This window comes from Thermodesulfitimonas sp. (assembly GCF_052743955.1).
The window spans coordinates 20,891-29,266 of record NZ_JBRAIN010000006.1 but is presented as its reverse complement, the minus strand read 5'-3'; the positions used below and the strand labels follow the sequence as shown (position 1 = coordinate 29,266).

The following is an 8,376-nucleotide window of genomic DNA, read 5'->3' as shown; positions in this document are numbered from 1 at the left end:
GATCCTCAGTCCCATAATATCACCCTCCTTGATCTTTTTATTGCCCTGCGCCTCCGTGCTTAGGGCGTAGGCCCTCGCCTCCTGCCGGTCAGTCGGCCGCCCTGCCGGCATAAGGCGTACCCTTCACTCCTTTAATCGCCCAGACCGGCACAAGCTTCATAGGTCTAACGTCCTATCTTTATCTGGGGCATTTCCCGGCTAATCCTTTGAGCACCTCAGGCGGCGGTAGCGATGACGCCGCCCGAAGGTTTTCTGCCTCTATGAGTTCAAAGATCTCCTTCCGGTAAACTGGCACTTCCTTCGGGGCCTTAATCCCGAGGCGCACTTGTTCCTCCCTTATATCCACAACCATAACTTCGATGTTGTGGCCGATAACGACCGTTTTCCCGCGGCGTCGCGTTAATACCAGCACCCTCCCACCCCCGAAAAGCCTAATCCCTACTTTCTAGCGAACAGTGGCGTCCGGATATCGTAGTCTCCCTCCAGAATCACTTGGCGGGCCAGCAGCTGCTGCGGGTTAATGATTATTGGCGCCTTCAGATTGATGGTCGCCTCCTTGAAATCCGCAGGCACAGAAACGATCCCGACGACGATCCCTTGCTCCGGCCGCTCCAGCGCGAGCGGCGCCAACTCCTCCGGACGCACAACCGCCCGGTAATCAGGGAAAAAAGGTAGCGGCTCGGCTACCAGGAAGGCAAGGCCTGGGTCATCTACCGACTGCATAAATTTAAGCGGGCAATCCCGCTCGATATCAACGAAAATAAAACGCCGGGCTTCCGGAAAACCAGGTAATCCTTCCGTAAAGATAACGACCTGGTTCTCGGCAACCTCCAACTGACCAAACCTTTTGGTCTCTACCTTCAACCCGTTACCCCCTTAGGCCCTAAGATCGACACTGCCGGATACCATTCCGGCTTGCAAGAACGCCCCCTGCGTAAGATAAACCCTGACGTACGGCGGCAAAGAGGCCTTAACTGCGTAGCGGCCGGGAGAGAAAACCACTTCAACCGCACCAGGATCAACACGAATAACTAGCGGCTGGTAAGGGAAATCGACTGCCGGACGGCTACGCGGCAGGAGCAGCAGGATGACTTCCCCCTCCTCCTCCGTCACCGCAAGATCAGCAACCGTCCCGCCTTTTTCAATAGCCGCCAGATGGTCCCCTTCTTCTGCCCGGCGGCCGATTCCTGCCAGCGCAGCCTCCTGCCCGCTTCGGGCCGCTTCACGAGCAAGCGCCGCAGGGGGCTTGAGCCCCCTTTCCGCAAAACATCTGGTCTGGTCAATCCGGACGGCAACCCGACCGCCCGTAATCTCAAGCCGGGGCGCCTGCCGCCGGAGTTCGAAAACCGGCGGTACCCGCTTAAGTTCCACCGCCGGCCACTGCTGGATAATACTAATGCGCGGTTCCATTTGGTCCGTTGTCAGCCATACCGGCCTACTTTAACGCAGGAAATCAACTAATGTGGGTTGAATTATCCGGGCACCAACTGATAAAGTAGCCCGGTAACTATTCTCCTGGTTCTTAAGATCCATAATCGCCCGCGCCATGTCGGTATCCTCAATCTGCGAAAGAAGCCCACTAAAATCGATATCAGCCCTTTCTAAACGGCCCTGGGCCATCTCCAGGCGGTTAACCCGGGCACCCACTTCCGCAAGGATGGCCAGGATATTATCGATATTCTGGTCAATTTCAGCTAACCGCTTAGCCGAAATATCCGCGGCGTTATTATTTTTCAGGTCGGTGATAAGGTCATCGCAAAGATTAAAAACGTTGGGAGCAACCGTACCGTTGAAAACCGCTTGGCCATCAATATTCACAGGCACCGTTACCCCCGCAGCAACTTCGTATACCAGGATATCACTTGTCCCGTTCCAGCTGCCAGTAACAGAGTCGTAGGGAGGGGTAGTGGTTTTGGCTCCCCCGAAGATATACCGTCCACCATAGTTGGTATTCGCTACGTTACCGAGATGGTCCTTGAGCTGGGCCACCTCCTCCGCTAGCGCCGCAAGCGAATCCGGTGGTAGGACCTGGTTAGCCCCTGCTATAGCAAGCTCACGAAGCCGCTGAAGTGTACTAACGACATCCCGCAGCGCTGTATCGGTTACGTTAAGCCAGGAAATAGCATCACCCATATTTTTCATATATTGGGCGTCCTCCGCCAGGTGCGCCCGGATCCTAAGCGCGGCGATTACCCCGTTTGGATCGTCAGAGGGGCGGTTAAGTCGCTTCCCACTGGCAAGCTCTTCCTGCCTTTTGGCCATCAGCGACAAATGCTTCTCCAGATCTACCAGGACGGTATTGGTAAGCATTCCTGTTGTAACCCGCATCGCGCCATCCCCCATTTTTTCAGTATCCAGAAGTTAAAAACCCCCAACTAAATCCTTTATCCTTACCTACCCACTAACCCCATCCGGTTGATGATAATATCGAGCTGCTCATCGAGTGTCGTTAAGGCCCGGGCGGCAGCCTGATACGCATGGGTAAACTTGACGATATTCGCCATCTCTTCGTCAATCGATACCCCCATCACCGCCTGACGCCGGTTCTCAAGCTGGTTCACCAGAATCTCTTCGTTCTCCGCCATTCGGAGCGCCTGCTCCGTATCGATGCCGAGAGTGGCCACCATACTCCGGTAGTAATCACCGAAGGTGCCGGTAGGCGATCCGGGGGGCATTGTCAGGGCGTCCTTGAGCTGAGCCAACTTCAGCGCGTTTGTGCCGTCCCCAGGAAGTTTTGCCGCGTCACTGGCGGCCGCTATAAGATTGAGATCGTTTAAGATCCCGTTAGCTACCGCAATATCGGCCGCGCCGGTTCCGGTAAAAAAGTCGTTCCCCGTGCTACCATCGAGTCCGTACCCCGCCTGGTGGGTGGCGTTCACCTCGTCTATTAAGGTCTTGGCTAACTCATCAAGCTGCCCTAAAATCTTCGCCACGCCGGTGTCCCTCGTCCAGATCATCCCCGCAAGCTTACCGCTTGTAAAATCTACCGGTGTTCCGTCACTCCACTGAACGGCGTAAAAGTTATTGTTCAGCGGGTCAGAAACCACTTGCAGCGCATCCGCCTTGATTCCCTCCACCAGGTTACGGCCACCGATGGCCACGGTCACCGTGCCGTCGGCCTGCTCCGTCACCGAGATATCCACAAGCTTGGCCAGTTCGTCAATCAAAAGGTCCCGCCGGTCACGTAGATCGTTGGGATTGTCGCCCGCCACCACCGAACGGGCAATCTGCCAGTTCAGGTCCGCAAGCTGCGTCGCGATGGTGTTGATTTTATCAACTGTTGTCCCGACGTTAAAATTCAGGTCCTCTTGCAGCTGGGTGAGTTGGCGGTGAAGGTGCTGGATTGTCTCTGCCAGGGTAATGCCTTGCTGCCGCACCTCAGACCGGACAACAAGACTTTCCGGGTTTTTGCTCAGCTCTTGCCAAGCGTTCCAGAAAGCGGTCATAATGTTGTTAAGCCCGTTATCCCCCGGTTCGTTCAGAATCACTTCTACTTTTTGGAGGCCGTCCCGCTTTACCTCCCAGTAACCCAAATTGGCGGCTTCGTTGCGCACCTGAAGGTCGAGAAACTGGTCGCGCACCCGCTCAATATCGGTAGTACGTACACCCGTACCGAGCTGTCCCGGCAACTCCGGCCTGCCGAGTGACGGAACGGTATAGGGATCAAAACTCCCCGTTAAGTTCACCCGCTGGCGGCTGTAACCGGGGGTATTAGCATTGGCGATATTGTGCCCGGCAGTTTCCGTCGCCTTGCGCTGGGCCATAATTGCCCGCAGCGCTGTTTCGATACCAAGGAAGGTACTGATCATTTCCGCGTCACCCTCTTAAAGCGTTCCACATTCGACGTTCCATATTCAGCGTTTAATGTTAGAGAGGAAAGTGACGTCTTTTCTTTGTAGCAACAGGCTTTAAACATTTTCGTCTAAGTGGTTACGCTGCTGGAGTTGCTGCCAAAGAACAGCCAACTCTTCGGAACTAACCTCCTCTTCAGTCTCCGCCGCTTCCGGCAAAAAGCGAAAAACCCAGGCGCCCTCCTTCCTTTGCCGAACGCGAAAGCGAAAAGGATAGTTGGCCAAGGTAGCAGCAGCATTTAGTTGCTCCACGAAGCGAACCAGGCGCTCGCCGTCCGCCAGGACCCGGCCCACTTCCGGGACAAAATCAGCCCGTACCTGGTGATCCCCGCGCGCCATTCCTTCCCGCCGCACCTGGTCAAGTTCAAAGACGATCTGCGACTGAAGCCCGCCGGCCCCTATCTTCACACGCAACCACCGACCTTGCAGCGCAGAAGTGGTTCGCCCGCCTTGCCTTACACGGACTGGTTGACCAGGCCAACCTCCCGCTGCGCCACTCCGTAATCGTTTTTCGACCTTGCCCTAGAGAGAAGACGGACCACGGTTTCTTCGACCGTAAGTGCCCGCTCAATGAGAAAATAGAGCCGCGCTTGAAAAAGCAGTAAAACCGAGGCGTATTTTTGAAGGCGCTGGCTCAGTTCGGCAAGAGGCCTTTTGAACTCAACGGGAAGAACGGGCAGCAAATCACTAAGCTTACAATCTTTCGGTAAATGAAGTTCTTTCTCCAGCCACTGCTGCAATATCTGCCGCTCTTTTTCCAGGCTAACGAGGGAAGCAGTCAGCTCTTCCTGGCGGGCCGCCGCCTTTAAGATGCGGGCGTGATCACCGTTAACAAAGGCTTCGATTTCCTCTTCCGCCACCCCAATGATCTCTTTCAATACCACGCTTTCTTCTTCCAGAAGACCGATCAGGCGCGTGCACCTCTCCATCTGTTCTCCTCCCCCATAGTATGCAGTCAAGAAGAATTCCTGATTAAAAAACGGCGGTTACGACCGCCGGTCTAAGCGCAGTTCCTCTATAATCCCCGCCGCAATCTTTTCGGGGTCGGGCTTATAGATCCCCGCCTCGATCTCTTGGCGGAGCTTGGCCACTAAGTCTTCCCGCACGTCAGGGATCGCTTGGAGCCGCTTTTGCAGCTCTTGCAACTCCTGAATCGCGGTGGACAGTTCAAAGCTATCTGCCGACCGGTCTGGCTTCGCCGCTTTCTCCGACAGCCGCTTTTTTTGTTGTATCTCGTAAAGCCCGACGATATCCGTTCTGGTGTTCGTCGGCCCAACCTTCATTCCGCCTCAGTCCCTTCAAAAACCACTTTCTATAGCGTCTTATCGGCAGGTCCCAAGACGCCTTTATAGTGCTAAGGTCCTATATCCGCGTAATCCCGCGCCATAAAAAATTATACCTCATTAACGATCTCCGCGGCGATCCTTGGTAGGGGCACTACTTTATCCACCACACCCAATTCGATCGCCGCCTTCGGCATCCCGAAGACGACACAACTCTCCTCCGCCTCGGCGATAGTGCGCCCTTGGTGCTTTTTGATCTCTTTCATTCCGAGCGCACCGTCCCGCCCCATCCCGGTGAGGAGCACTCCCAAAACCTTCGGTCCGCGGCACTGAGCAGCCGAAGCCATCACCCCATCTACAGAGGGATGAAAAACTCCCGGCGCCAGCCGCCCCCGTCGGGCTACCAGTCTGACTTTAACCTGACCGGAACGGTTATTTTCAAAATAGAAGTCGGCACCGGCAGGCGCAACCAAAACCTGCCCGGGCAAAACAAGATCGCCATCAGCGGCATGTTTAACCCGAAGCGCCGCCCGCTTGGATAGATGCTCCGACAAGGGACCGGTAAAACCGACGGGCATATGCTGGACCACGACGACCGCAGCTGGAAGATCAGCAGGGAGGGCGGGGATAATCACCTGCAGGGCCGCCGGGCCGCCGGTAGAGCAGCCAATTACCACCAGATCCCGCCGCCCGCCCGCAGGTACCGGGGCTTTTCCTGGTTGCTGCTGGACCGTCCCTTCCTTTACCCCGAGAATCTTCTTTAAGGGAACGGCTGCAGCCGTCTTAACCTTTGCCGCTAATTCACCGACCACCGCCGTTATTTCTGCTGAACTGGCCGGTTTAGGCGTAAAATCAACGGCGCCAAGGGCTAGCGCCTCTAAGGTAGCCTGGCTTCCCGGTCGGGTATAGGTACTCAACATTACCACCGGGAGCGGGTGGATTTTCATCAACTCTCTGAGGGTGCTTAGGCCGTCGCGTACGGGCATCTCGATATCCAAAACGATTACGTCTGGCTTGAGTTTCGGGATTTTCTCGAGTGCTTCCTGCCCGTTGGAAGCTGTTCCCACCAACTCGATCTCCGGATCTTCCGCCAGCAGCCCACCGATGACCCGGCGAACCAGCGCCGAGTCGTCAACCATCATTACCTTAACTGGCGGCATAAAGCGCCTCCTCCGCTAAGCCCCGCGTTACCTCTTGTGTTAGCGCCCGGGCATCGACGATGAGCGCCACCCGGCCGTCACCCAGGATTGTGGCACCCGAGATACCGGGTATGCGGCCCAAATATTCCCCGAGCGATTTAATAACGATCTCCTGCTCCCCTAAGAGCGCTTCGACCACTACCCCGACCCGGCGGTTCCCCACGCCGATGATGACCACATAAAGCCGCGAATCATTAATCCTCTGCCCCCCGAAGTACTCAGCGAGGGAGATAAGCGGCAGTACCTTTCCGCGAACAATAATCACTTCCGTCTTTTGAACCTTCTTTACTTCCTGCGGCGAAATCCGGATGGTTTCCATTACGTTAGCAAGCGGGAAAGCGTACACCTCGCCGCTTACGGAAACCATTAACGCGCGGATGATGGCGAGGGTAAGCGGTAGCTTAATCTCAAACTCAGTTCCCTGCCCTAAAACCGAGTTCATTTCAATGTAGCCGTTAATCTGCTCGATATTTTTTTTAACGACATCGAGCCCCACACCGCGTCCTGAAAGGTCGGTCACCTCTTGGGCCGTAGAGAACCCTGGCAGAAAAACAAAATTTAAGACTTCACGTTCTGTTAAGCGCCCAGCCATCTCTGTATCTACCAACCCTCGCTCTACAGCTTTCTTCCGGATGTATTCGACATCCATCCCCCGCCCATCATCCCTCACTAGAATGACAATGTGGTTCTCCTGGTGGAAAGCCTTGAGCAATACCGTGCCGGTCCGCGGCTTCCCAACCCGCACCCGTTCCTCAGGAGATTCAATTCCGTGGTCCACGGCGTTCCGGAGCAGGTGGATCAGCGGGTCTCCGATCACCTCGATTACGTTACGGTCGAGCTCGGTATCTTTACCTTCAACGATAAAATTAATCTCTTTACCGAGCTTATGGGCTAAATCCCGCACCATTCGCGGAAAACGGTTGAAAACCTGAGCGATAGGGAGCATCCGCGCCTTCATGATCTGCTCCTGAAGGTCGTTAGTTAGCTGGCCCAAGTGGTTGGAGATTTCGTTTAAAACGTCAACGAGATCGTCAGAACCGTAACGGCTCCGGAAGATCTCCGCAAAACGGTTCAGGCGTGTCCGGTCGATTACCAGTTCGCCAACGAGGTTCATCAGGTTATCAAGCTTTTGCACGTCCACCCGGACGGTTTTAGCCTGCTTTACGGTTTCTTCCCGCTCTCGCGGTTTCCCCCCAGCACGATGCTTTCCCGCAGGGGTGGCTGTCTGGGTGCTCTCCGCCACCCCGGTCGCCATTGCCTCTACGGTCTCATCTTCCGGAAGACTAATCGTTTCTACGCTTACGTCAACAATCTCCGAAATGGTCAGCAGCAGGTGCCTGATGCGGTCGGCATCCTCCTGCGTCAGCAGCACCAGTTCAAAGGTGGTATCGAATTTACCCTCCTGCAGATCTTCGGCAGGCGGGACCGCCTTAATAATTTCCCCCTGCTCTTGTAAGGTCTGAAAAACGAGGTACGCCCGCGCCGATTTCATCTGGCATTCCGCGTCTACCACCACTTTAATCCAGTAGGCCTGCATACCCCGCACGTAAGCAGCCCGGACCACCTCTTCCTCCGCTTCCGTGAGGTTAAAAGCGCTGCCTGAAGAAGAAAGGGCCGCTACCGCAGGGATTTCCCCCGCCGTACTTTTGTTCGCCTCATCCGGCAAGAAGCGTCTCAGTTTGGCCACCACCGGCTCGATATCTACCGGTTCCGCCTGCTCGGTAATCTCGTCCCGGAGTGATCTTAATGTATCGAGCGCCTCAAAGAGAACGTCGATCATTTCGGTGGAAACACTCAGTCGCCCCTGGCGCAGGTTATCAAAGAGATTCTCCATCTCGTGGGTCAACCGCGACATACGGTCGTAGCCCATGATCGCCGAAGAGCCTTTGACGGTGTGCGCCGCCCGGAAGATTTCCTGTAAAATCTGCTGGTCATCAGCCTCTTTTTCGAGAAGCAGGAAATTATCGTTGAGAATCTGGATTTTTTCCTCTAACTCATCTAAGAATACGCTAATCTCCGCGTCCGAAAACATGTTATTCCTCC

At 55.3% G+C, this 8,376-nt stretch carries 10 protein-coding genes; all 10 read right to left on the bottom strand.

Annotation, left to right across the window (positions count from 1 at the left end; genetic code table 11):
* Nucleotides 1-178 precede the first annotated feature (178 nt).
* Nucleotides 179-412, bottom strand: a complete 234-nt coding sequence (gene csrA / locus ACUVTA_RS01170) for a carbon storage regulator CsrA (protein ID WP_445951151.1) — start codon at nt 410-412, stop codon at nt 179-181.
* 26 nt (nt 413-438) lie between these two features.
* Entirely contained in the window at nt 439-864 is a 426-nt protein-coding gene (fliW, locus tag ACUVTA_RS01165; RefSeq protein WP_445951150.1) for a flagellar assembly protein FliW, read from the bottom strand.
* A gap of 12 nt (nt 865-876) precedes the next feature.
* Nucleotides 877-1,410 carry a DUF6470 family protein gene (locus ACUVTA_RS01160; RefSeq protein ID WP_445951149.1) on the bottom strand — a complete coding sequence of 178 codons (534 nt, stop codon included), beginning with the start codon at nt 1,408-1,410 and terminating at the stop codon, nt 877-879.
* 30 nt (nt 1,411-1,440) lie between these two features.
* Complete coding sequence (gene flgL, locus ACUVTA_RS01155) at nt 1,441-2,328, bottom strand: flagellar hook-associated protein FlgL (protein ID WP_445951148.1); 888 nt, start codon at nt 2,326-2,328, stop codon at nt 1,441-1,443.
* 62 nt (nt 2,329-2,390) lie between these two features.
* A complete protein-coding gene (gene flgK, locus ACUVTA_RS01150) occupies nt 2,391-3,809 on the bottom strand; it encodes a flagellar hook-associated protein FlgK (RefSeq protein WP_445951147.1) in 1,419 nt (472 codons plus the stop codon).
* 99 nt (nt 3,810-3,908) lie between these two features.
* Complete coding sequence (locus ACUVTA_RS01145) at nt 3,909-4,259, bottom strand: hypothetical protein (protein ID WP_445951146.1); 351 nt, start codon at nt 4,257-4,259, stop codon at nt 3,909-3,911.
* A 47-nt stretch (nt 4,260-4,306) separates the two neighbouring features.
* Nucleotides 4,307-4,780, bottom strand: a complete 474-nt coding sequence (gene flgN / locus ACUVTA_RS01140; protein ID WP_445951145.1) for a flagellar export chaperone FlgN — start codon at nt 4,778-4,780, stop codon at nt 4,307-4,309.
* A 57-nt stretch (nt 4,781-4,837) separates the two neighbouring features.
* Nucleotides 4,838-5,134 carry a flagellar biosynthesis anti-sigma factor FlgM gene (flgM, locus tag ACUVTA_RS01135; protein WP_445951144.1) on the bottom strand — a complete coding sequence of 99 codons (297 nt, stop codon included), beginning with the start codon at nt 5,132-5,134 and terminating at the stop codon, nt 4,838-4,840.
* 110 nt (nt 5,135-5,244) lie between these two features.
* Nucleotides 5,245-6,294, bottom strand: coding sequence for a protein-glutamate methylesterase/protein-glutamine glutaminase (locus ACUVTA_RS01130; protein WP_445951143.1), 1,050 nt, complete (start codon nt 6,292-6,294; stop codon nt 5,245-5,247).
* Nucleotides 6,281-8,365 (bottom strand): chemotaxis protein CheA, encoded by a 2,085-nt coding sequence (locus tag ACUVTA_RS01125; RefSeq protein WP_445951142.1) that lies wholly within the window; start codon nt 8,363-8,365, stop codon nt 6,281-6,283. Before ACUVTA_RS01125 ends, ACUVTA_RS01130 begins: the two co-directional genes overlap by 14 nt.
* Nucleotides 8,366-8,376: the final 11 nt, after the last annotated feature.

Excerpts from the sequence above, each read along its gene's own strand:
- ACUVTA_RS01160 (WP_445951149.1), bottom strand. The coding sequence starts at position 1,410 with ATGGAACCGCGCATTAGTATTATCCAGCAGTGGCCGGCGGTGGAACTT.
- flgL (WP_445951148.1), bottom strand. The coding sequence starts at position 2,328 with ATGCGGGTTACAACAGGAATGCTTACCAATACCGTCCTGGTAGATCTG.
- flgK (WP_445951147.1), bottom strand. The coding sequence starts at position 3,809 with ATGATCAGTACCTTCCTTGGTATCGAAACAGCGCTGCGGGCAATTATG.
- flgN (WP_445951145.1), bottom strand. The coding sequence starts at position 4,780 with ATGGAGAGGTGCACGCGCCTGATCGGTCTTCTGGAAGAAGAAAGCGTG.
- flgM (WP_445951144.1), bottom strand. The coding sequence starts at position 5,134 with ATGAAGGTTGGGCCGACGAACACCAGAACGGATATCGTCGGGCTTTAC.
- ACUVTA_RS01130 (WP_445951143.1), bottom strand. The coding sequence starts at position 6,294 with ATGCCGCCAGTTAAGGTAATGATGGTTGACGACTCGGCGCTGGTTCGC.
- ACUVTA_RS01125 (WP_445951142.1), bottom strand. The coding sequence starts at position 8,365 with ATGTTTTCGGACGCGGAGATTAGCGTATTCTTAGATGAGTTAGAGGAA.